General features: G+C 51.2%; 13 protein-coding genes. 7 read left to right on the top strand and 6 right to left on the bottom strand.

Annotation, left to right across the window (positions count from 1 at the left end; genetic code table 11):
- The first annotated feature begins 81 nt into the window (after nucleotides 1–81).
- Together EL628_RS13925 and EL628_RS13920 are read left to right on the top strand one after the other, a co-directional pair.
- On the top strand, nucleotides 82–594 hold the full coding sequence (locus tag EL628_RS13925) for a hypothetical protein (RefSeq protein ID WP_126580540.1): 513 nt from the start codon (nucleotides 82–84) through the stop codon (nucleotides 592–594).
- 553 nt (nucleotides 595–1,147) lie between these two features.
- Complete coding sequence (locus EL628_RS13920; RefSeq protein WP_126580539.1) at nucleotides 1,148–2,299, top strand: hypothetical protein; 1,152 nt, start codon at nucleotides 1,148–1,150, stop codon at nucleotides 2,297–2,299.
- A 110-nt stretch (nucleotides 2,300–2,409) separates the two neighbouring features.
- Here EL628_RS13920 and EL628_RS13915 read toward each other — a convergent pair whose 3' ends face one another.
- The 3 genes from EL628_RS13915 to EL628_RS13905 form a co-directional block, all read right to left on the bottom strand.
- A complete protein-coding gene (locus tag EL628_RS13915; RefSeq protein WP_126581949.1) occupies nucleotides 2,410–3,783 on the bottom strand; it encodes a cystathionine beta-synthase in 1,374 nt (457 codons plus the stop codon).
- A gap of 374 nt (nucleotides 3,784–4,157) precedes the next feature.
- Nucleotides 4,158–5,747 carry an MFS transporter gene (locus EL628_RS13910; RefSeq protein WP_126580538.1) on the bottom strand — a complete coding sequence of 530 codons (1,590 nt, stop codon included), beginning with the start codon at nucleotides 5,745–5,747 and terminating at the stop codon, nucleotides 4,158–4,160.
- A 131-nt stretch (nucleotides 5,748–5,878) separates the two neighbouring features.
- Entirely contained in the window at nucleotides 5,879–7,858 is a 1,980-nt protein-coding gene (locus EL628_RS13905) for a glycosyltransferase (protein WP_126580537.1), read from the bottom strand.
- 741 nt (nucleotides 7,859–8,599) lie between these two features.
- On the opposite strand from EL628_RS13905, the gene EL628_RS13900 reads away from it, so the two are divergent.
- Entirely contained in the window at nucleotides 8,600–11,029 is a 2,430-nt protein-coding gene (locus EL628_RS13900) for an MMPL family transporter (RefSeq protein ID WP_126580536.1), read from the top strand.
- Nucleotides 11,030–11,642: 613 nt separating this feature from the next.
- Here the strand turns inward: EL628_RS13900 and EL628_RS30795 are convergent.
- Nucleotides 11,643–11,777, bottom strand: coding sequence for a hypothetical protein (locus tag EL628_RS30795; protein ID WP_281276541.1), 135 nt, complete (start codon nucleotides 11,775–11,777; stop codon nucleotides 11,643–11,645).
- 170 nt (nucleotides 11,778–11,947) lie between these two features.
- On the opposite strand from EL628_RS30795, the gene EL628_RS13895 reads away from it, so the two are divergent.
- Nucleotides 11,948–13,111, top strand: a complete 1,164-nt coding sequence (locus EL628_RS13895) for a hypothetical protein (RefSeq protein WP_126580535.1) — start codon at nucleotides 11,948–11,950, stop codon at nucleotides 13,109–13,111.
- Between the two features lie 374 nt (nucleotides 13,112–13,485).
- Here the strand turns inward: EL628_RS13895 and EL628_RS13890 are convergent, their stop codons facing one another.
- Both EL628_RS13890 and EL628_RS13885 read right to left on the bottom strand, forming a co-directional pair.
- Nucleotides 13,486–14,250, bottom strand: a complete 765-nt coding sequence (locus tag EL628_RS13890) for an SDR family NAD(P)-dependent oxidoreductase (RefSeq protein ID WP_126580534.1) — start codon at nucleotides 14,248–14,250, stop codon at nucleotides 13,486–13,488.
- Nucleotides 14,251–14,959: 709 nt separating this feature from the next.
- Complete coding sequence (locus tag EL628_RS13885) at nucleotides 14,960–16,078, bottom strand: phosphotransferase (RefSeq protein ID WP_161975496.1); 1,119 nt, start codon at nucleotides 16,076–16,078, stop codon at nucleotides 14,960–14,962.
- A gap of 105 nt (nucleotides 16,079–16,183) precedes the next feature.
- On the opposite strand from EL628_RS13885, the gene EL628_RS29835 reads away from it, so the two are divergent.
- The 3 genes from EL628_RS29835 (at nucleotide 16,184) to EL628_RS13875 (ending at nucleotide 22,893) form a co-directional block, all read left to right on the top strand.
- Nucleotides 16,184–16,918 carry a hypothetical protein gene (locus EL628_RS29835; protein WP_161975495.1) on the top strand — a complete coding sequence of 245 codons (735 nt, stop codon included), beginning with the start codon at nucleotides 16,184–16,186 and terminating at the stop codon, nucleotides 16,916–16,918.
- 368 nt (nucleotides 16,919–17,286) lie between these two features.
- Entirely contained in the window at nucleotides 17,287–19,965 is a 2,679-nt protein-coding gene (locus tag EL628_RS13880) for a serine/threonine protein kinase (RefSeq protein ID WP_126580532.1), read from the top strand.
- 375 nt (nucleotides 19,966–20,340) lie between these two features.
- Entirely contained in the window at nucleotides 20,341–22,893 is a 2,553-nt protein-coding gene (locus EL628_RS13875) for a hypothetical protein (protein WP_126580531.1), read from the top strand.
- Nucleotides 22,894–22,911: the final 18 nt, after the last annotated feature.

Raw genomic sequence — 22,911 nt, 5'->3', positions numbered from 1 at the left:
TGATCGGGGTGCGATCTCACATGTATTAAGAGAATGTGTGATCATGATCGGGGTTCGATGTCACATGTATAGAGGAGAGTGATGATGATAGCTATCAAAGAACGGCCTATCCTGCGAGAGGGGATCTTGTTTGGGATAGGTATTGGTATATTTCAAGTCATTTTAGGCTTTATTGCCAGCCTGGTTCCACCAGGAGTCGCTTCATGGATCGCCATTATTGGTTTTTTACTGACCTTGTTTGTCTATATGTATGTTGGATTCCGTATAACTCGTGAAACAGGGGCATTGAAGAAGGGGGCAATGGCCGGTGCTCTGACAGGTGGCATTGCCTATCTGGTAAATGGAATTGTGTCGCTTGTCGCTACCCTTGTAAACCTGGATGCGATTCGTCTGGCCACGCAGGCCACGCTCAAGACACCAGCCCAGAAAGCGGCGATAACGAATCAGGTCATTATCTCATCGACACTGTTCACGCTGCTGGTGTTGATCCTCTTTTTTGGGGTCATTGCTGGTGCCGTCTTTGCCTTCTTTGGCGGACGTTTGATAGATAGCCGGAGACGCCTGGCGGCCATGAGATCGGGCAGAAAAACATGAGTATCGTATTCTCAGCCCCTCGTTGCCCATTTCCCCGTTCTTGTTCAAGAGCAGACAGCTCAGGCTCAACACACAGACGTTGACCGTGCCGTATGCAGACGAGAGTGAAAAGTTATATAAATAATTAATTTCCCCCAGAGAGAATCGGAAGGGTTTTTTCAATGTATTCAATAGTAAGTAAATAAGCAAATAGATAGTGTCTTATGTAAGAGAATGGGCAATCTTAGAATGCTTCTGGTCAGAAAGATACAACTTGAAAATTTTTTATATAGCATAAACGATAAAAACGATACTTTGTGGATAATTTCTAGTGAAGTTGTATCTGGTAATCTTTGGGTACCAGTGCGTCACTATTTGTGGCAATGTGAATAAGGTATAGGCATCTCCGAATACTCTGGTCAGATTGGTTAATCCAATGCTTTCCGTATCCTCTTCCACGCTCTAAAAACGGTGAGCAGGATGAACCAACTTTTTGTTTGCAGTAACCATTCCAATACCAATTTTTATACTTTTAATCACAGTGCAACAGATTTGAGAAAGGATACAATCAATCTTGTCCACAAAAAAGAATTGGTTGAAGCTGATTATAGCTTTCTCGCTTGTGACGATTGCTACTTTTGGTACCATTGCCAGTGCAGGGGCACAGAGTGCAGCTGGCGTTGATGTTGGTACACCACGATATGCAACCTTTCATGGCAATACCCAGGTTGGTGCGGCTGGTGCAGCTGCTCATACGGCAGCCGTTGCAGCGGCTCGTTCATCTGGTTTTGTCGAGACGGTTCCATTCTGGAGTTCGGCTTTTGCCGCTGATGGAAGTATCTATCCATTCCAGATGGTAGGTACTGATCCAAGCCTGGGATCAAAGACCACTACCGTTAAAACAGAGATCATTCCCTTGAAGCTGGTATTTTCAAATGGTGTTGTTTTGGATGGAACGCAGAAGCTTGATAAGACTGAGGACTCTCCAATCTTCACGAAAGCGGATTTCACCAGTGGTCATACTCAGTACGGTGATGCCATTCAGCGTGCAGAGTTCTGGAAATATGTCTCCAATGGTAGCAAGAATTACCACGTCCTGCTGTCTGAGCCAAAGATTTATAAGACAGTAACCTTGAATGTGCCTGCTGAATATGGTATTGAGGGGCCTAGCCGCCGTACGGGTGCACCACTGGGCCGTGTTGATGTCAACTGGTTTGATACGCAGCTTCAGGGCTTGTTGTTCTCATTGAACTTGAGCCCCAAAACGCTGCCAATCTTCCTGGACTACAATACCTTCCTGTATGATGGTGGAGATCCCGCCAACTGCTGTATTCTGGGATATCACAATGCGCTTCCCGTAACGACTGCCAGTGGTGATAGCAAGATCTACACCTATGCTTTCGCTGCGTATAGTGATCCAGGTCTCTTTGGATCGCTGCCGATCGAAGATATTCATGCGCTGAGCCATGAGATCTCTGAGTGGTACAATGATCCTTTTACCGATAATTTGACTCCAAACTGGACTTCGCCGTTGTCTCCACAGTATGGCTGTAGCAATATTCTGGAGGTTGGTGATCCTCTCGTTGGAATCGCATTTGACGTCAAGGGCTATCATCCACAGGATGAGACCTTCTACTCCTGGTTTGCTCGTCAGGATCCGTCCCTGGGTATCGGTGGCAAATATACCTATCTGGGCACATTTACTGCCTATGCGCCTACCTGCTAACGTTCTGTAGGTGATAAGTGGGGCGTCTTCGCATTGACTCTTTTGATGCACTGTCAAAAGGCTCTCACCCAACGATGGTTGGATGAGAGCCTTTTTGTATAGGCGAAGACTTATGGGTGGCGTGTGTGGGCCCAGAATTCGAGCAGATCGGCCTTGGTGACAATGCCTGCCAGCTCTCCTTTGCTACTGACCGCGACCGCAGAGCTACAGTCGTTAAAGAGTGTGTAGGCTTCGCTGGTTGGTGCGTCAGCATCCAGGATGGGGAATGGCGGTCCTTGAATCTCGCCCACGGCGCAGGTCTCTAAGGGCTCGCCCGTTGCCAGGCGGCGGAGCAGAAGATCTTCGGTCAGACTCCCAATCATCTGCTGATTCTCCATGACCGGGGTCTGGCTAATGCCATAGCGGCGCAGGAGCTCGACGGCGTCAGCGACGGAATCGCTGGGTCGGACGCTCACAACCAGAGGCATGCTATGAGCATGGTTGCGTCGATAGATCAGCACATCATGGAGCGTTGGCTGCTCAGCATCTGCCTGAACGATCATATCATTTTCGCGCATCCAGGTCTCGTTATATTGCTTGCTCAGGTAGCCACGACCGGTATCGGGGAGCAGAACAACGACAACATCTTGCGGAGTCAGACGACGTGCATAGGTGAGGGCGGCTCCAAGGGCCGTTCCCGCTGAACCGCCAGTAAGGATACCCTCCTCGCGAGCCAGGCGGCGAGCCCAGTTGAAAGAGGAGCGATCATCGATGCGGATGACTTCATCGACCAGTTCGGGCGCATAGTTACGTGGGTACATATCCATGCCAATCCCCTCAACTTTGTATGGGCCAGGGGTATCACCAGAGTAGACAGAGCCCGGTGGATCGGCACCAATAATCTTAATGGCGGGATTCTGCTCTTTTAGATAGCGAGCGGTTCCTGAGATAGTACCGCCTGTGCCAATGCCAGCCACAAAAGCGGTAATGCGGCCAGCAGTAGCCCGCCAGATCTCTGGACCCGTCGATGCATAATGGGCTGCTGGGTTCGCTGGATTCGAGTATTGATCAGGACAACAGGCACCTGGAATCTCTTTGGCGAGGCGATAGGCGACGTTTTTATAATATTCGGGAGAATCGTGATTGACGCTACTTGGGCAGACGACAACTTCTGCTCCATAAGCGCGCAGCAGGCTGCGTTTCTCTTCACTGGCTTTATCCGTCATGACAAAGATGCAATGGTAGCCCTTAATGGCAGCCGCGATCGCCAGACCATGGCCGGTATTGCCGCTGGTTGGCTCGACAATGGTGCCACCAGGGCGAAGCCAGCCCTGCTGCTCACAATATTCGATGAGGGCGGGCCCAACGCGATCTTTGACGCTCCCACCAGGATTAAACATCTCCATCTTCGCCAAAACGAGAGGGGGGACATCGCTTGCAATACGATTTAATCGTACAAGCGGAGTATTGCCAATTCCATCCAGAATGGATGAAAAGTAGTGCATCCCATCCATCGCAGGTTCTGTATTCTCTTTCACCATTTTTCGCCTTTTATCCAACAAAAATTTAGAAGGGCGTAAGAAAAGAGCGCTTCTCCTCCATACGATCTCTCAGAGAGTGCTGGTGATGGTCGGCTCTTTGTCCTGATAAGTCCTTCTGTGCCCGGGTTCTTTGTCCACAGTATACCATATCATCCAAGCGTTTCATCTTTTGACGATCTGTTATATCGAAATTTACCTTTTGATTTTTCGTTTTTTATGCCTTAGAATAGCGCTGTGAATGATGAAGTTTCCTCCTCCAACTCTACCATCTTTTGGAGGCATAAGTTAGTTCGGATGCTTATACCTCCCAACCCTATAGAGGAAGCGCCAATCCTTCTTTATAATGGGCTAGACTTACAGCTAGCCCGTTTTTTGTGCTTGTGTGGGTAAAAGAGGAAAGCAACGAGCAAGAGGAGAACGAGAAGAGCAAGTGCGCTGAGCCAGAAGACAAGGACAACGCTGGACAGATAGGCCTGTTCATAGATGCCAACGATGGCTTTAGCCTGGAACTCACTGATACCATACTGATCGCCGAGGTTGGCAAAGGTTGGTTGAAGATCTTTTGTTAGCAGCGTCAGTGACGAATCGATGTGGGCGCGCAACACTCCCAGTTGTAGAAGGTGCCTGGTGTACGCTTGAGCTGCAAACAGTGAGACGAGCAAGGTTGAGAGCACAATACTTAGTGCCCCTCCTATATCTGCGACGATATTGCTTAAAGCAGAGGCTTCACCGGCTAATTCGACTGAGGCGGCATCCATGATCATCTGGACCCGTAGCGTATTGGCAATGACGACGCCTCCCCCGATACAGATGAGGGGAAGAAGGAAATGCCAGAAGGTACTATCTGGCCCCAATGTCAGCGCCAGACCAGCGATACCGGCCAGCATAATCAGAAGCGATCCAATAAGGAGCACTTTTCGGTTGAACCGCCGGACGAGTTGATCCATGAAGAGGCAGACGAGATAAGAGGCAAAGGCAAAGGGTAAGAGATAGAGTGCGGTCTGCAATGGCGAACGCTCCAGGTAGGTCTGGAGATACAACGTAAGCTGAAAGATCGCACAGCCCTGCGCGAAGAGGACAATAAGGGCAATCAGACATCCCATCTGTACCGCTGGCAGGCGCAAGAACGCCAATGACAGAACGGGATGGTCGCAGGTGCTCTCATGCCAGATGAGAAGGCCCAGTGTGACGAAGCCGAGCAGAATAAAGCCGTCTGCCTCCAGATTGCTAAAGCCTCTGGGAGTGGCTGCCAGATTTAAGCCATAGATCAGGCCAACCAGGCCAATGCCAGCCAGAATGATTCCGCGCCAATCAATGGGCTTCTGTTCTGTGGCAGAACTTTCAGGAATGCCGCTGAGCATAAACCACGCCAGTAGGCCCATCAAGATGATTAATAGAAAGGTTGATCGCCAGCCAAACGTCTGATTGATCAGTTGAATTACGATGGCGGATAGCCCTGAGCTCAGATTCAGAATGCCCAGATACAGCCCCATGGACCTGGCATGCTCCCGTTCTGGCAGATTGACACGAATAATGGCAATCGTAAGAGGGCTCACAAAGGCACCGGCTATGCCAGCCAGTGCGCGAATGAAGACAAGCGCTCCAACAGTTGGTGTAAAGACCGCCAGGGTTGCGAGCAGCGTTTCTGCGGTCACTCCAATCAGGAGAAGGCGTTTGCGACCATAGCGATCTGCCAGTGCACCAGCTCCTAGAATGGCCGCAGCCAGTGTGACAATAAAAAGCGAGGAGAGAATGCTGACAGAGGCGGGGTTTGCGTGCAGATCTCTGGCAATTGCGGGTCCAATCCAGGATAGAAGCGTCGAGTCCAGGACAAAGAGAATGCCTGCGATAATACAGGCCCATAAGATCCGTGTTGAACTGGTAGCTGGCTGAGTGAATGCTCTGGTTGTAGTTATTGAACGACTCACACACTATTCCTCCCTTACAATTCTCTCTTGAACATATTTAGCCGACAAGCCAATGGGGTGCGTGTCAGGGATTGCCGGTTTACAGTGACCGGTTTGTAGTGAATTGTAGGCGGCAATCCCTATGGATGGCATCAGCCAAAAGAGGGAGATTCTGTTTGGGCCAGAGAGAGCCAGGAGATGGCATTGGGAATGGTCAGGTACGCGGGATTGGCCCGCTTATAGGCCGCCTGGCTCATACGTTGATAGTAGGCTGGATTGCTGAACAGCTCATAGAGATGCTCAGCTACGCGCGTGGTATTGCCGACAGGGACCAGATGGCCACTGACCCCATTTTCGATCTGTAATGGCAGCCCTCCGACATTATAGGCGATCACCGGGATACCCTTCAGTAAAGCCTCCGTGACTTTGATCTCAAATCCTTCACGAATTGAAAGTTGCAGTGCTACAGCGCTGCGACGAAGTAAGGCGTTCAGAATCTGGTCGCGATGGGGCAAGCGCACAATCTTGATATCCTGCGCAAACGACTTATAGGGCTCTTGCTCGACGATCTGTAACGTCTGGGCATGTACCCGCTTGCCATCGGGATCATCAATCGATCCATTGCCAGTAATCACCAGTTGTGGCTCAGGGATCCGCCGCTTTGCAAGCATCTGGCGCAGCTTTAGATAAGACTCCAGAACGTCTGGAATCCCCTTTGAAGGATCAAAGCGGGCGATCTGAATAATATAAGGCCGCTCAACATCCAGTGGCGTCTGCTGCTGCTCACTGGCAATTCTATTGAAGATGCGCAGATAATTATCCGTTTGCTCATCTGTCAGTGGCTTATTTAAGCCATCGAGAGGATCTGTTGTCGCTGGCAGGTAAAAAACCTTTTTAGCTGGAACAATAGCTGGAATAAACCGATCAATGGGATGGCTGACAAAACAATCAGCCAGTTGAATATTTTCCCAGAGGTAGCTCCAGGTTGCATACTGAGGTGTGCCCACTTGATTGGTTAAGTCGGCCATAATCTGGATATGTGAGCGATAGATAATCTTTGCTGATGGATTTACTTGTTTGATAAATGGAATCAGACCTGAGGGCTGAGGATCGTCGATCACGATCACATCAGCGTCACGAAACACTGGCTGTAACAATTGAGCATTTTCGCGCATCCAGAGGGCATACCGCAGTTTCTCCTCCGCTGTCAGCTCAACCTCACGATTGGCAACCGCCTGCAAGACGTTATGGAACTTCGTCTTGGTGATATCAAAGGCCTCTTTTCGTGGCATGAGGACATGCCAGTGCGCATCCACATCAACCAGCCGGAGCAGACGTATAAGGGCATGACGCATCAACGCGACCCCGCCACCCTGTGGAGTAGCGCTTAAGAAGACAAGCCGGCGTCCCTGGAAGCGTTGCGCGAGAGTGGTTAAGCGCATAAAATCTCTGGCGGATGTAATCTGTCGGTATTCTTCGAGCGAGACCAATTCCGTGACCAGTACTTCGTTGGCTGGTCCCAGTTTTGTCTCTGCAATATGGTTAGCATCAAAATGAGACGAGACCGCTTTTACCCCTTCGGCGATCCTGGGCGTCCTGGTCAGTCCTGGGGATGGCTCTAATTGATCTGTATGATAGCGATAGGGCACGACATCATCTTGTAACCATAAACGTGACAGCAGGTCATCCGACAGCTCTGCTGCGGGAAATGAGGCTGCAACATAGCTTAGATGCTGTCTGCGGGCTCGTCCGCGCAACCAGTGGATGCTGGCTTCCGCAAAATCCTCGCCCTGCAATGGCACAGAATGTGTTGTAAGCAACGAGCCGCTTAATTCAGCAATGGCTATTTGGTCACTCTGTACTGCCAGACTGACATAGGCTGCCATCGGCGGCGTGATCTCATGCTTGTTGTCTGCGCGGGATTGTATTTCGTGCAGGAAGGTTTCAGTGATAGATTTTTGATGAAGCAGGTCATTGGTAATAAGCGGCTTCTGCTTTTTCGCAGGGTGCAGCCATGAGCCATCTGTCTTTTCACACACAAACGCTAATGTAAGGAGGCTGCGTACCACTGCCAATGTCTGAGCCCGGAAGGCGCGGAACCTGATAGAAAATGGATTGAAATTCAGCATCATCCTTCTTACCTGTGGCTTTCTCTCTGACACTGTGCCGATCAAATACCATACACGTGCTGCGATCTATGATAGGCATGAAGAACTGTCCTCCTTTCATACCGTTATGATTGTTAATAAGGCCTTCTCATGGCATGAGACAGCCTATACTCAATCTACTTACAGGACTGCTCCCTCCATTCCATGGCCGAATAAGTAGGAGCCTTCCGTTGTTTCTGTTTTATCGTTGCATAATTTTTAGAAGGTATAGAAGGGGGCCAGCCCCTGTTTGCGTGTCGCCCTTGCATAATTTCTAGAAATTATATAAATAGCATACCGCTTTTCTGAATGGTCTGCAAGAGGAATCGCCTGTTTTTTGAATAATTATTAGCCCATGTTTACAATTTTAATGTATCAGCATCTCTACGTATAGAATAACACCCAATGCCTGCATATTTATTCCATACCAGTCAGCGAAAGAGGCAGCCTCTCCTCCTCTGTATGATCATCTGTATGATTGTCGAGGCTTTTAAATTTCCTTATCAGATGATAAAATATTTGGAGCTAAATTATTACCCGATCCTGTCCATTTCGATCATCTCTTCTATGAGAAATGGGCCAGAAGGGCTGTAAGGATGGTATCCTGGCCTCTGACCAGCGGGTCAGTAAGGAGCATTTTCGGTCTTATTCTTTTATTGGCTGATAAAAAAGTTGTTTGAAAGTTGTTTTAATTTTCCTGATTGACTTAATCACTGGAGGTTACGCGTGATTACACGCCTCTTACATAGGTTTACCGATGCAGCCTCATCCAGGCGTGGCAAGTTTGTCACGATTGCGCTCTGGCTGGTTCTTGCCGTTGTGCTGGTACTGTTAGCACCTTCGCTTGCCAGCGTCTATAATAATTCGGCGCAAAATATTCCGGCTGATTCGCGCTCAGAGGTGGCCTCTCGCTTGCTATTGAAAGAATTTCCCAGTAGCAAAGGGACTCCTGCAATTCTTGTTTTTTCGGATGCCAAAGGGTTGAGCAGTGATGATCTCGCCAGGGCCCGGCAGGTGAGCGATTGGCTGACATCGGATCAGAAGCCAGCTCTCGTTGGGCCTGTTCTCTCGATCTTTACAGTGCCTCAAGCGGCATCGCAGCTTCAATCTGAAGATAAGACTACGATGACGATGGTTGCTACGATGACGGGTGAGAGCTCAAGCCAGACGTTTCAGGATAGCGTTAAGCATATCCGAGATTACCTCAAGCAGACAACGGCTAATACGTCGCTTGAGGCGCATGTGACGGGACCGGCGGGCGTGGTTGCCGATGCCGTATTGATCTTCTCAGCAACCGATGTGTCGCTGTTATTAGGGACGGTTGTGCTGGTTCTGGTGCTCTTGATCCTGCTGTATCGTTCACCTATTCTGGCCTTTCTGCCTTTGATTGCGGTCGGCTGGGCTCTCCAGGTTGTGAATGCCTGTCTGGGCTTCGCTGCTCATGCCGGGCTTTTTAGTGTGAGCCAGCAGGCATCCTCAATTATGACGGTACTTCTCTTTGGTGCGGGGACAGATTATAGTATTTTTGTGGCTTCGCGTTTCCGCGAGGAGTTGCAGTATACTGAGGATAAGTATCTGGCGATGCGCACGACGATGCGTGCTGTTGGTGAAGCGATTACTTCGAGCGCTGGCACCGTGATCCTCAGCCTGCTGACGCTGGTCTTTACGGCGATCAATCTGTATAATTCACTGGGTCTGACGCTGGCCATTGCTGTTGCCATTATGCTGGTTGCTGGTCTGACGCTGGTCCCGGCTCTCCTGGTCTGGGTTGGTCGAGCTGCCTACTGGCCTTTTGTGCCCCGATATACTCCAGAGGTTGCACGTGAGTCTGATGTAAAGAGTTTGAAGGGGTTCTGGGGACGTCTGGGACTCTGGACGGCGAAGCATCGTATTCTGGCAACTGTTGGGAGCCTGCTTCTGCTCGGTATTCTGGCGCTGGGCAATATTGGTTCTGTCCCGACATTTAATCTGTTGACGTCGTTTCGCAATCCAACCGATGCAACCGAGGGGTATGCAGCGCTTCAGAAGCATTTTCCTGCGGGCACACTGGCTCCAACGACCGTTCTGGTGAAGCTCAAAGGCGATCAGGCCGATGTCTATCAGCATCTGACCGAGCTTGATGCGGTCGCAGTGGCCTTGCAGAAGAGTACAGGGGTGGCGAAGGTTCAGGGTCCAACCCGGCCTGATGGTGCGCAGCCAATTGTTGATCCTGCTGTCCTGCAAAAAGGACTGGCTTCGCTGCCAGAGAGCCTCAAACAGGCTATTCGTAGCGGGAAGTTCACGCAACAGCCAACCTCAGGCCCTGGTCCCTGTCAGGGTCCTACCTGTCAGCCAGTTAATCCTCAGCAAGTGGCGCTGATTGGAGCTTTTGCGGCGAGTAGCACCTACGTCTCGCCTGATAATAGTACGGCTCAGTTCTCGGTGGTGCTTAAAGATGATCCCTATTCGCTGGATGGTATCAATGTGATTGATCCATTGCGCTCGGCTCTAAATCAGGCGCTGCACGATAATCATCTGGACGCCGATGGCTATCTATCGGGTCAGACGGCTGAACTGGCCGATACCTATCAGTACAATCTGCATGATACCTATCTGATCGTTCCAGTGGTGCTGATCCTGGTTGCAATCGTCCTGGGGCTCCTACTGCGCAGTCTGATTGCTCCTCTCTATCTCCTGGGGGCTGTGACGCTGAACTTTGTGGCTTCGATTGGAGCCTGTGCGTTCTTCTTCCAGCATATTGAGGGTCAGGATGGCTTTAACTATGCGATCCCGCTCTACACCTTCATCTTTCTGGTTGCGCTAGGAGCTGACTATACCATTTTCTTGATGTCGCGTGTCCGTGAAGAGGCTCAGCGGCATAATCTGGAGGATGGGGTTCCTTTTGCCGTATCACGAACGGGTGGAGTGATTACATCGGCTGGTCTGATCCTTGCCGGTACCTTCGCGGTCTTAACGACTTTGCCTTTAAATATTCTCTACCAGCTGGGCGTCTGTGTGGCGGTCGGTATTCTGATGGATACCTTTGTCGTACGTGGTCTTCTGGTCCCGGGCGTCGTTCTGCTCCTGGGTAAATGGAACTGGTGGCCCGGCAAGCTGAATAGTGTTGTCAGCGAGCCAGAATCCAGCCATGAAGAGGAGCTTATGGCGGAAGTGTAAGATGGGTGCGATGATTGTATGAGAAGGGGGGATTGGGAGGAGTGGGTCACGGCGGCATCATTCATGATGGGTCCGACACGTTTGTGCGATAAATCGCATATGGGGTGCGATGATTGTATGAGAAGGGGGGATTGGGAGGAGTGGGTCACGGCGGCCATCATGAATGATGGGCCCTACATTCTCATGCGATAAATCGCACATAAGCGATTTTTTTGGAAGCCAATCTTCTTTTCATGAATGATGGGTCATATATCACATAAATGATATATGACCCATCATTCATGTATCTGGTACAACTAAATTTATCAATTGAGTTGCAAAAAACCAAAAAAGAGAATACGCCTATTTGATATTAAAATTTAAAAAAAACAGGGCCTTTTTATAAATCATACACCATCCGCACAAGACCATACCATATATCATATCTTATTCATGTTCAACATCGTGATCCCCTCATCCCAATTCCTGTCACTCTCCAATGAATCGCTCTTCATAATTGATTTATCGCCCAAGAAGGTAGGGACCATCATTCATGATGGCCGCCGTACACACCCCCCTCCGTCCTATCTCTCTCTTACCCCCTTCCCCCAATGAATAACCCTTAATGTGCGATTTATCGCAAGGACATGTAGGGCCCATCATTCATGATGGCCGTAGCGACCCATTCCGCCATCGAAACTCCCTCCGCCATATATCCCCTCATGATGGCCGTAGCGACCCATTCCGCCATCGAAACTCCCTCCGCCATATATCCCCTCATGATGACCATCGCGACTCACTCCGCCCCCGTTCCACATCCCTCTCTCCCCCCACCTATACATGTCATAGGCTTAAATACTCTTATTTGATGATGTAATTATCCTATATATGGAAGACTCAATGAGATATCTTACATTTATCAGGTGGAAGGGATGAAATATGCGGATTTTTCTGCTCATGCGTGCAAAAAGGCGATCTCTGTATGTGTGTATGCCTCTGTTATTGGCGATCTGCCTTATGCTGGTACAGGAAGTGCAGGCGCAGGGGATTGTGAAGAGAGCAATTGTGCTCTCGAATCCTCACTCGGTGGCTCTGCACCAGGGCCAGCTTATTCATTCGGGAGCGGCTCCCGCCAGCGCTGCGATCAGACCTACCAATAACTCTTTTGTAGATACGATCCCGTTCTGGGGCTCTGACTTTACGTTTAATAGTAATGTCTATCCCTTTCAGATGGTCGGAACTGATCCCTCTCAGCAGGCAAGTACGACAAGTATTGCAACCGAGATTATTCCACTCAATGTGGTGTTTGCCGATGGTGTAGCCCTGGATGGGACGCAGAAGGTGGCCCCGACAGTAGCCTCTCCGATCTTTCAAAAGGCAGATTTCAGTAGTGGCAATACACAGTATGGCGATGCGATTCAGAGGGCTGAGTTCTGGAAGACAATCTCGGCTCAGAACCCCAATTATCATGTCGTTTTAAGAAGCCCGAAAGTGTTCTCAACGTTTACCCTGCACGTGCCAGCTTCGATGGGGGTTGAGGGGGTAAGCAAACGAACAGGTTCGACGGTAGGTGAGATTGACATTGACTGGTTTGATCTCCAATTACAGACATTGTTGAGCTCGTTGAAGATAAGCCCACGTACCTTGCCCATCTTTTTAACGTACAACACGTTCCTGTATACCAATTTCAATCCATCTCAGTGCTGCATCATGGGCTATCATGCAGAACTGGCTAAGACCTCTGCCAGTGGCCGTAGCTCAATCTATACCTACATCTATTCAACCTATAGTGATGCTGGCCTGTTTGGAACGTTTCCGATTGCTGATGTCAGTGCGCTAAGCCATGAAGTCTCTGAGTGGTATAACGATCCGTTTACCGATAATCAGACTCCAACCTGGTCCTCGCCGCTGGCACCTCAATATGGCTGCAATAGTTATCTAGAGGTGGGTGATCCGCTGGTTGGGATTGGTTTCACGGTCAATGGCTATAATCTCCAGGATGAGGCCTTCTATTCCTGGTTTGCGAAGCAGCCGATCTCGCTTGGCATCAATGGGCAATTTACGTACCTGAATAGCTTTAGTACGCCATCTCCGACCTGCTAAGGTTCTCTTAGGAAGAGGAGCGAGACGGGTAGGCAAGCTCAGCGGGACGCGCCCGAGTAATGGCCTGATAATCTCAATTACCTCTTCCGAATCAATTGTCCAGAAGGCTGAGATGCAGAGGAAGGGGGAGCGAGGCGGGTAGGCAAGCTCAGCGGACGCGACTGCGGTCTGGTCCGTGTCTAGGGGGACAATGAATTGAAGGCGCTCAGGTATTCAATTCATTGAGGCTGACGACACGGGCCCGACCGCAGTCGCGTCATGTGAGAACCTTTTCGGCTTCCAGAGCACACCTCAGCACTGGAAGCCCTGTTTTAGGAAGGCATTCGTTGTTGTGATTGTATGCCTCAGCAGCCTCTGTTCATGATCAGGCGTGATCAGGCCATGCCGCCGGTGATGTGAATGACCTGTCCTGTGAGCCAGCCAGCTTCGTCGGAGACCAGGAAGGCAACGACGTTGGCAATATCCTCTGGTTGGCCGATGCGACCCAGTGGCGAGAACTTTTTCATCTGATCGTCAAGCGACAGTCTGGAATCGGGGTCCCCATAGAGCTCGACATTTTTGTCATACATGCTGGTCTGGGTCGCACCAGGGGCAATAGCATTGACGGTGATGCCACGCGGACCGAGGTCGATCGCCAGGCTGCGGGCAAATCCTTCATTGGCGGCCTTGCTGCCACTATAGACGGCATGATTGAGAAAACCTTTGCTCGCACTAATGGATGAAGTGCAGATGATACGTCCACCATTATTCATATGCCTGGCTGCCTGCTGCATAGCAAAGAATTGGCCACGGGTATTGACGGCGAATATTCGGTCAAAATCCTCTGGCGTGACCGTATCAAAGGCTCCAAAGTGTTCAATCCCGGCATTGGAGACAAGAATATCCAACCTTTGATAGGTTTCAATGACTTTGTCCATGAGTTGGATAATCTGAGGGATCTGGCCCATATCGGCTTGAAGGGCGATAGCGTCCCCACCCTGTTGCTGGATTGCCTGGACCACTTTCTGGGCCTCATCGGGCTTACTACTATAGTTCACGACGACTTTCGCGCCCTCCTGTGCTAATTTCTGGGCAATGCTTCGACCAATACCACGGCTCGAACCGGTAACGACGGCGACTTTATCGGCAAGTCTCTTCATCTCAGCTCGCTCTCCTTCTCTCTTCAGTCAAGGGTAGTGTAACGATGATGGTAAGTTCTCTCACTTCACGTTCACTACCACCCTCTGGAGACAAGCGACCTTGTCTTTTCTCTTTCACCCAAAATATACAATTTTACCCATTAAATAATGTCAAGTAGGGAAAGTCGCTTGTCTCTTTCCTGTGTTCCTGCTCCGCTGTGTGAGCCCCTCCATGGCATCTGTTCCTATCTTTCCGGTGTTCCTGCTTCACGTTGTGAGCCTCTCCATGACATTGTTGCCAATAGGGTTATGGAGGGGCTCACATTGCGGAGGTTCACGATGGTGGAAGGAGACAAGCGACCTTCACTACTTGTATTGTTATATATTAACCGAAAAACATATTATACACTGCAAAGTAGGGAAAGCCGCTTGTCTCTTTCCTGTGTTCCCCTTCCCACATGGTCACCCCTCTATGGCATTGTTTCCAATGAAGCGATGGTGGGGCTGGCATGGTGGATGTTGACGATGGTGGAAGGAGACACCCTACTTTTTTTTGTCTTATTATGAACGAAAAAATATATTATGAACTGTGAAGTAGGGAAAGCCGCTTGTCTCTTTCCTGTGTTCCCTTTCCCACATGGTCACCCCTCCATGGCATTGTAACTAAGCCGCTCGCGACCTCAAAGAACAGCTTAGTTATCATAAAATGGTGCAAATGCATCAGAAAGAACTAAATGCAGGCAAAGTCGAAATTTTTGAAGGCGGGGTAAAAAGGGAGCTGATGCGTCTGAACAGGCCAACGTTTCTGTAGGATCGTGCTCATTGTTTGGAAGAGATCCCCGAGGCACTCAAGATAGCCTGTTTCTGCTGTTATCTGTGCCAGACGTTCAAATCGGAAGAGGATGTGCTGCTGCATCGTCGTTTGTCGGTCAGAAGGGCAAAAGGATGGATCATGTATCGTCAGGCGGTTAAGCGCGTCGAATTGGCAGGAGAGCAATGTCCAATAGGTACAGGCATGGACCAGAGCCTGGGCGAATAGCTGATCATCGGCGGCCTCGGGACAACCAGCGGTCAGCGTCGTACGATAGTGTTGTTCAGTTTGTTCTACGACAGCCTGCGGGACTTGCTGGCCGTTCCAACAGGTGGGAAAGCCCATGCGGGGATACACGGCATCGAAGAGGGCATGCCGATACGCCCCATTCTCGAAATCCACAAACTTGAGCCCTTGATCATCAAGCAGACAATTCTCAGAACAGGGATCGCCATGCGTGTAGGCCAGGAAGGGGCCTGGGGAACTGAGTGCCTGGATCACCTCTGCCAGTTCTGTCTCTATCTGCATAGTACAGGGCAACGCGAGTGTCTTGCACGTCTGGCGAAGAGTCCAGAGCATCCATTGAAAGCTCTCAAATCCCTGCTTGAATACATGTGCTGGTATACTGGAGATCAACTGATCATAGATGTCTGACGCTCGTTGCCAGGGAGGAACCCAACTCCAGGAAGCCGTACGGGGAGCCAGTGCTTCTCGAAGGGTATTGAAAGCCATCTGTTTCCCAATGGTAGAGGCGTGCAGCCTCCCCAGGGCGGCTCCCCACAGCTTCAGCGTTTCTGTGGCTTGTTGTGCATCGCGGCCTTGCAAGAAGGTTCCCAAATGGGCATAGGGTTTGAGATCTTGCATGAGCAGCAGGGCAGGCTGGTGGCAACTTGCATACAGGCGCGGCACAATTAGCGGATCACTTGCTTCCTTTTGGAGGAATTGTAGACCAGCCCAATCATTGAAGAACATCCATTGAGGGGCTGGATACCTCGTTTCTACACCAGTACGGTCCTCAAAATATCGTATGCCCTTCATGATCAGGCTTTCTCCAAGTTCGACTGGGGAAGTTCTCACCCGCAAGCGGCATACACTAGGAGTACGGATGAAGCTAGAGAGGCGCAGGGAGACCGGGCCTCCTGTATGGTGCGTAAGAACCTGCTCTGCCTGATGTTGGATCTGCCTTCTCATTCCAAGGGCAGAGATGACCGCTTTGATAGTCATTTGCCTACAACCTCCCAGTGCATTTCTCTCCTGCCCGAGCTGCAAAAGAAGCGTATCGCGTCTCTTATTTATAACGCTGAGAAAAGTATATCAGATGGGTCGCGGTTTCTCCACGTTCTCGATCTCCATGAGGTGAGCCCCATCATGGCATTGTTTTCTATGAGGCTATGGAGGGGCTCACAAAGCGGAGCTTCACGATTGTGGAAGGAGACAAGCTACCTTCCCTACTTGTCATGCTATATTTTGCACGAAAACATATATTATGAAATATCAAGGAAGGTGTCTCTTTCCCAGGGCTTTTCAGTTCTTGCAGAAGAGGCTATGAGCCAGGAAGGAGGTAAGAGGCGGGTGGGCACGCTCAGCGGACGCGACTGCGGTCTGGTCCCTGTCCGGGGGGACAATGAATTGAGTGAGTCACGGAATCACTTCAGTGTGGCTGATGACACGGGCCAGACCGCAGTCACGCCCGAAAAATTACCTGATGCAGTATTTTCTTTTTCTTTGAGCTCTTTCCAATGCGAGAACCTCTTTGGCCACCAGAGGGCCAACCTAGAATTGAAAAGCCCTGTCTCTTTCCTCTCGCTCTGCTTCACTCAGGAAGCTCCTCCATGGCATCTGTTCCTGTCTTTCCTCTCTCCCTGCTTCACGTTGTGAGCTTCTCTGGGCATTGTTTCCAGGGGGGTTGGTATGGTGGAGGTTGACGGGACGGGACGGGACGGGATGGGGAGATGCGATCTCCCTGATGGCTCCCTCCTGTCACCTTGAACGGCAGGGATCCAGAGGTGTATTGCTATTTTTAAGTATTGCTACTTTTGCATATTGGCATTGCTGATTTTTGGTATGTTCTTTGCGGGAATGGCCCTACTTTTGCTTGCCTTTTTCGAGGGGAAATGCAATAATCACTTTTGTCGAGTATACTATCTATTGTATTGCATAGCTATTCTATAGACTCTCTCCGGGGCGAAAAATGCGAAAAAGGTCTGACCTTTTTTGATCTTGTACTTGCTTAAGAAGAGGTGGGCATGAAATTATGGCGGTATGGACGAGCGATTGAGCGGTTAGGGATGCGTTATCGGTTAGATGGTGTTCTGGGCAGTGGCGGGATGGCTGATGTCTGTCTGGCCTGGGATGAGCGAGAGGAATGTGAGGTGGCTGTGAAGGTGATTAAAGCTGGCGAACTCGATCAGAAGACGCTTGACCGCTTTATGAAGGAGGCGGCCCAGGTGGCGCAGTGGCGTCACCCCAATATTCTGCGCATCTATGGCGATGTTCGGTTGGAACTGCTGGATGCCGGTCATGGCTCGATTGTGCCGTATATTGTGATGGAGTTTGCTCAGGGGGCCGATCTCCATAAACGGATGACGCCCAATGCTCCGTTTCCTCTTGCGGAGACTCTGACGATCTTTGAGCAGCTCTGTAGCGCGGTCTCGTATGCCCATGCGCAAGGGATTATCCATCGCGATCTGAAGCCGATGAATATTCTGTTCCGGATTCTACCCGATGATTCGGAGCAGGTGGTGCTGAGCGATTTTGGTCTGGCAGTGGATGTTGAGGCCACACATCATACGTTTGCTGGCGCAGGGACGCTTCCTTATATGGCTCCCGAACAGCTTCTCGGAAAGTCTGAGCCAGCCAGCGATATTTTTGCTCTGGGTGTGATTCTCTATCAGCTCTGTACCGGTCAGTTTCCCTTTCGACGGAGTGTTCAGGATCTGCGCCGCCGGGGCTCTCAACCCCTTCCACCAGCTCCCAGTAGTCTGGAGCCAGCTTTGCCGCCTGCACTCGATGCAGTTATTTTTACGGCTCTGGCTGAAGATCCAGCCCTCCGCTATCCCGATGCAGCTCTGTTCTGGCAGGCTGTACGCGCCGCCATTCCACGCGAACAGGAGCCTGGCACGACTCAGCGCCGACCCCGTCTGGATTATCGGACCGTGACCTCGCCCACCGTTTTTGATCAGGTTCCGTTATCTTTTCCCACAGGCAAGCAGCCTCGCCCCTTTTTGTCAACGGGAACTTCAGTCTCTCAGAGTGGCCTTCAGTCTGCGTCTCAGGGCGCTCCAGCTCCTCAGAGTGGTCTTCAGTCTGTGTCTCAGGGAGTTCCAGCTCCAGATAGTGAGCGTTCGCTTCAGTCGTCTGCCCATGTCGAATCTTCCGGGCTGCGTGGGCCACATGAGCGAGCGGATTCGCAGAAACAATCTTCTGTGCCTCGTCGCGCCTCGCGGGCAGATGCATCGGTCTCGGCTGCGGTTATTCCTCGCCGACCCGAGCCGCGCACAGAGAAAGCGAGTATTCCCAATGGCGAACAGCTTCAGAGTGGCTCCAATCAACCCTTCACGACGCTTTCTGAAGTAGAGGAGAAGAAACGGAACAATGTCTATCGCCGTGGAGCACCCCGCTGGCTCCCCATTCCACGTTCAAATCTCCAGCCAGTCTCCCGGTTGGCACCGGAATGGTCAGGTATCGATTGGTCGCGTAAGTCGCCTGCAACCCCGCTGCCAGCGCCATCCAGGCGAGCCCCTTCCTGGCTGATCGTTGGAGCCAGTATCGCTCTCTTCACTTTTATCATCGGCGCTGGCATCCTGGCCTTTCTGACGCCTGATCTGCGTGGACAGCTCAGTCGCGTGCTTCCTGGTGGGAGTCCACAGACCACGATCACGCTTACCCCCGCCAGCCAGACCATCCAGCAGAGCTATCTCCTGACAGCACAGGCCAATCCCAATCCCCAAAAAAATCAGCTTGCCGGTCGCACCCTCACCGCCAGTAGCAGCTCCCAACCCCAGACTATCAAAGCCAGCGGCCATAAACAGACCCCCGGCGTGGCTGCGAAGGGGACTTTGACTTTTTTAAATGGATCTTTTACAAATATTCAAACTGTACCAGCTGGTACGATCTTTATTGGAAAAGATGGAGTACAAGTTACAAATGATACCGATGCAAAGATTCCTCAAGGAAATCCTCCTAATACTGGATTTGTAAGCGTTCCAGCCCATTCTCTAAGTTCAGGAATAAAAGGTAACATCATCGCACTTGATATAAGTCAAATTTGTTGTAATACAGACAACTCTGTCTTTGTCAAAAATACATCTCCATTCACCGGAGGTCAAGATCCGAAGGATTATCAGTTTGTGCAGCAGGGGGATGTGACGGCGGTGGAGCAGGGTCTGGTGAAGGATCTGACGACGCAGGCTCAGACGGCTCTGCGTGGCAAGCTGGTGGCTGGCGAGCAACTGGCTGGCGATCCACAGTGCAAGACCAGCGACCAGACCGATCAGCAGGTTGGTGATACAGGCGTGAATGTGCCATCGGTCCAGTTGACGGTGACAGAGACCTGTACGGGGCAGGTCTATGATGCAGCAGCGGCTCAGCAGATGGCAACAACGCTGTTGAAGCAGACGGCTCAACAGCAGGTGGGGATCGGCTATGCGCTTGTGGGAGCTGTGACGACACAGGTCTCGGTCAGCAGCAGCAATGCGCAAAGCATTCAATTGCAGGTCCAGGCCAGGGGAGTCTGGGTCTATCAGATCGACGCCGCGCTGAAACAGAGCTTACAGAAGGAGCTGGCAGGCAAAACGCCTGCCCAGGCGCGTCAACTGCTGGGGCAACAGATGGGGATCGCGAGCGTACGCATTGATGGTGCTGGCGCAACCCTTCCCAGCGATCCCGGGCAGATCAGATTCGTCATAGGTAACCAACAGTCCTAGCAAGCGAGACGAACTTTGTCGGGTGATGCGTATACCATGTATACTTGGTGAGATCCGAACGGATTTTCGCTATGATGCTGATTGGATAGGTGCAAAGGGCAAAAGAGAGGGGTGAGATACGTTCATTCCAATGGGAAATGATCTCACCCTTATCTGAGCCTGATCGCGATAGTTAGCTTCTTTTTGGATGACAAGATTGATCTTCGGGTAAAAAGTGCATCGTGTTTTGGATGCAAAAGCTTATAATCTATAGCAATTATTTATTATTTGCTCTTTTGGATCTTTTAGAATTCGACCGTATAGTGTAAAATAATCCCCATAGGCGACGATCGACGCTTTAAAAAGATTTTGCTTAGGGATTTGAGGAACGCGACGATGAGACAGGGTAATGGCACGGAACTGCCGGGATTTGGGAAGACCGACCCCCGCGGAGCAAAAATAGGTATTATTGAGGTTGCTCCTAGCGATGACCGAAAAAGTGTCCTGGCGGCTATTTTAACGCAAGAGAAACTTGGTCGTCAGCAGGTGGCGGTGGTTTTGCCCAGTCAGAACAAGGCTTTTCAACGTCCACAAGATTTTGATGACCTCAAGAGCCTGCGTCGGAAATTGCAGGCCGAGATTGTGTTTGTGATCCCACGAACCAGCGGCACCGGCCCCGCCGACTATGCGCGTCAGCGCCGCTTCCAGGTCTTCTCCTCTCTTGACAGTTTTGCAGGCTCGATTCAAGAGGATGAGCGCCTGGCCGATGCCGAGCCCAAAAAGGGGTTCTGGCCCTTTGGACAAAAAGCTCGTGGAGCAGCAGGTGCTGCAATGGCTGAGCATGAGTTCTCCGATACTCCTCAGCCTCCCATCGTTGGCGGTGCAGGAACGCAACCACTGGCTGTCATTCCACCGAAAACGCCACGTGTCTCACAATCATTGCCTGCTCAGCCAATGCAATCGCGCTGGCAGCAGCAGACCTTTGAGGAGGACGACGAGGATCTCGATCCACCGGCCCGACCAGCGCAACTGCAATCGCGCCGTAGTGGAAACTTTGGCGCAGGCGCGGCAGCTGGTGCCGCAGCTGGACTGGCAGGAGGTGCACTTGCCGATGAAGCCCTGCGCTCCCATGGGGCACAGAGCCAGCCGCCGCTCGAGATTGACCACGACGATGACTTTGATCAGCTTCCTCCACCGGCAACACCCTTTGAGGACTACGATGAGGAAGAGCCCACCAGAAGCATTCAACCTCTACCACAACGGGCGTCTGCGGGAGGGCCACCTCCAATTGATCCTGAGGTAGAGGACGATGAGTTTGAAGAAGAAGATGCACCAGATATTATCCAATTGCCCTCAAACAAACGTGGGCGCGCCACTCTCAAGCTCAATCCAGATCAGCAGAGCGGTGCAATTCCAGCCGCGGTGCCTTTAGAGGCTGGCAGCCTATCCAATCGTGGAGCAAATCGGCGTGGGGCCGTAGCTGGAGGCGCTATCCTGGGTGGAGCGGCTCTGGGAGCAGGAGCCGCAGCCGCAGCCAATCGCAGCAATCGTGGTGCGAGTCATAGCAATATCGGCAATCCTCCACCAGCAAGAGGAACCGCAACCAGAGGCGGCGGTGGACGTCGTTCTGGTCGACGCCTCCTCTTAATTGCAATCCTGCTGCTTTTATTGACGCTTGTCTTTGGTACGATCGCCTACGCCCTGGCGGCTCCAGACTCCTTCCAGAACGTGGCGCGGAGCACAGGGGTGGCTAATATCCTGCCGATGGTGGCCTCACCGGCAACAGTCTCAATCACACCCGATAGCAAAGTCGTACAGGATAGCTATCAACTGCATGCCGTCACTGGCACGCCCAAAGCCGACCAGCGCGAGATTGGCCTCCATCAGATTACCTTCACTACTCCCGAACAGAAAAAAGACGTCAAAGCGACAGGACAGAAACAGACCGATGGAGTAAGAGCCTCTGGCACGCTTGTCTTTACCAACTCCTCGTTCACAACCGATTTTACTGTTGGAGCAGGTAACACGTTCAAAAACGCGAATGGTGTTGTAGTAACCCTGGATAGTCCTGTAACTGTTCCACACAATAATAATCCACCAAATGGACCTCCTGGAAGTGCGTCTGGACTTGCACATGCGGCTAATCCAGGAGCGGGCGGGAATATTCAGGCTGGATCATTGAATGGCGCTTGCTGTTCTGTAAGCGGTAATATCTTTGTTGCCAATCCATCTGCCTTTGTCGGAGGGCAAGATCCACAGAATTACACCTTCTTGCAGCAGAGCGATATCAATGGATTTGTGAAGACCGTCAACGACAAATTGTTGAGCGATGCACAGGCGGGAGTAAAGGCTCAGGTCAAATCAAATGAGCAACTGGTAGGGGATATTCACTGCGACACCCCATTAGTAAAGAGCGATAAAGTCGTGGGTGATCCAAACGTCACCGACGCCAATATCGCAGTCTCGCAGACCTGCTCGGCCATTGCGATTGATCAGGCCGGAGCGCTCAACATGGTTACGCAGCTCTTAAAGACAAAAGCCACCACCGATCTGGGTGCAGGCTATGTCTTACAGGGAAATGTCATCACACAGGCATCTATGCCAGATGGGGGAACGAAAGACAATATCCCTCTGTTGATCAATGCCAAAGGGCTCTGGTCCTATCAGTTTACCGAGGCTCAGCAGCATGATCTCCTGGCAGCTATTGCGGGCAAGAGCGTCGCCGACGCCAGAACCCTGCTCAAAGCTCGCAAAGGGGTCGCCGATGCCAAGATCGACATGAACGGTAGCTCCTTACCAACCGACCTGGGGCAGATGACCCTCTCTATTCAGAAAGTGCCGGGTCTCTCCGGCACTCCGACCTCCCAGCCAACCGGCGTCTCCACCGCGAGCGCCCAGGGGACGCCCGCCAGTCAATCTGACGGGTCTATCTCGGGGGCCAAGGGCTGATCGTAAGCGAAAGCTTGA

The sequence above is a fragment of the Tengunoibacter tsumagoiensis genome (genome assembly GCF_003967535.1).
Taxonomy (GTDB): Bacteria; Chloroflexota; Ktedonobacteria; order Ktedonobacterales; family Ktedonobacteraceae; genus Tengunoibacter; species Tengunoibacter tsumagoiensis.
This window is presented reverse-complemented; position numbering and strand designations above follow the sequence as displayed.

Coding starts and splice junctions, on each gene's coding strand:
- EL628_RS13915 (WP_126581949.1), bottom strand. CDS start 3,783: ATGCACTACTTTTCATCCATTCTGGATGGAATTGGCAATACTCCGCTT.
- EL628_RS13890 (WP_126580534.1), bottom strand. CDS start 14,250: ATGAAGAGACTTGCCGATAAAGTCGCCGTCGTTACCGGTTCGAGCCGT.
- EL628_RS29835 (WP_161975495.1), top strand. CDS start 16,184: ATGGTGCGTAAGAACCTGCTCTGCCTGATGTTGGATCTGCCTTCTCAT.
- EL628_RS13885 (WP_161975496.1), bottom strand. CDS start 16,078: ATGAAGGGCATACGATATTTTGAGGACCGTACTGGTGTAGAAACGAGG.
- EL628_RS13905 (WP_126580537.1), bottom strand. CDS start 7,858: ATGATGCTGAATTTCAATCCATTTTCTATCAGGTTCCGCGCCTTCCGG.
- EL628_RS13895 (WP_126580535.1), top strand. CDS start 11,948: ATGCGGATTTTTCTGCTCATGCGTGCAAAAAGGCGATCTCTGTATGTG.
- EL628_RS13880 (WP_126580532.1), top strand. CDS start 17,287: ATGAAATTATGGCGGTATGGACGAGCGATTGAGCGGTTAGGGATGCGT.
- EL628_RS13925 (WP_126580540.1), top strand. CDS start 82: ATGATGATAGCTATCAAAGAACGGCCTATCCTGCGAGAGGGGATCTTG.
- EL628_RS30795 (WP_281276541.1), bottom strand. CDS start 11,777: ATGGCGGAGGGAGTTTCGATGGCGGAATGGGTCGCTACGGCCATCATG.
- EL628_RS13875 (WP_126580531.1), top strand. CDS start 20,341: ATGAGACAGGGTAATGGCACGGAACTGCCGGGATTTGGGAAGACCGAC.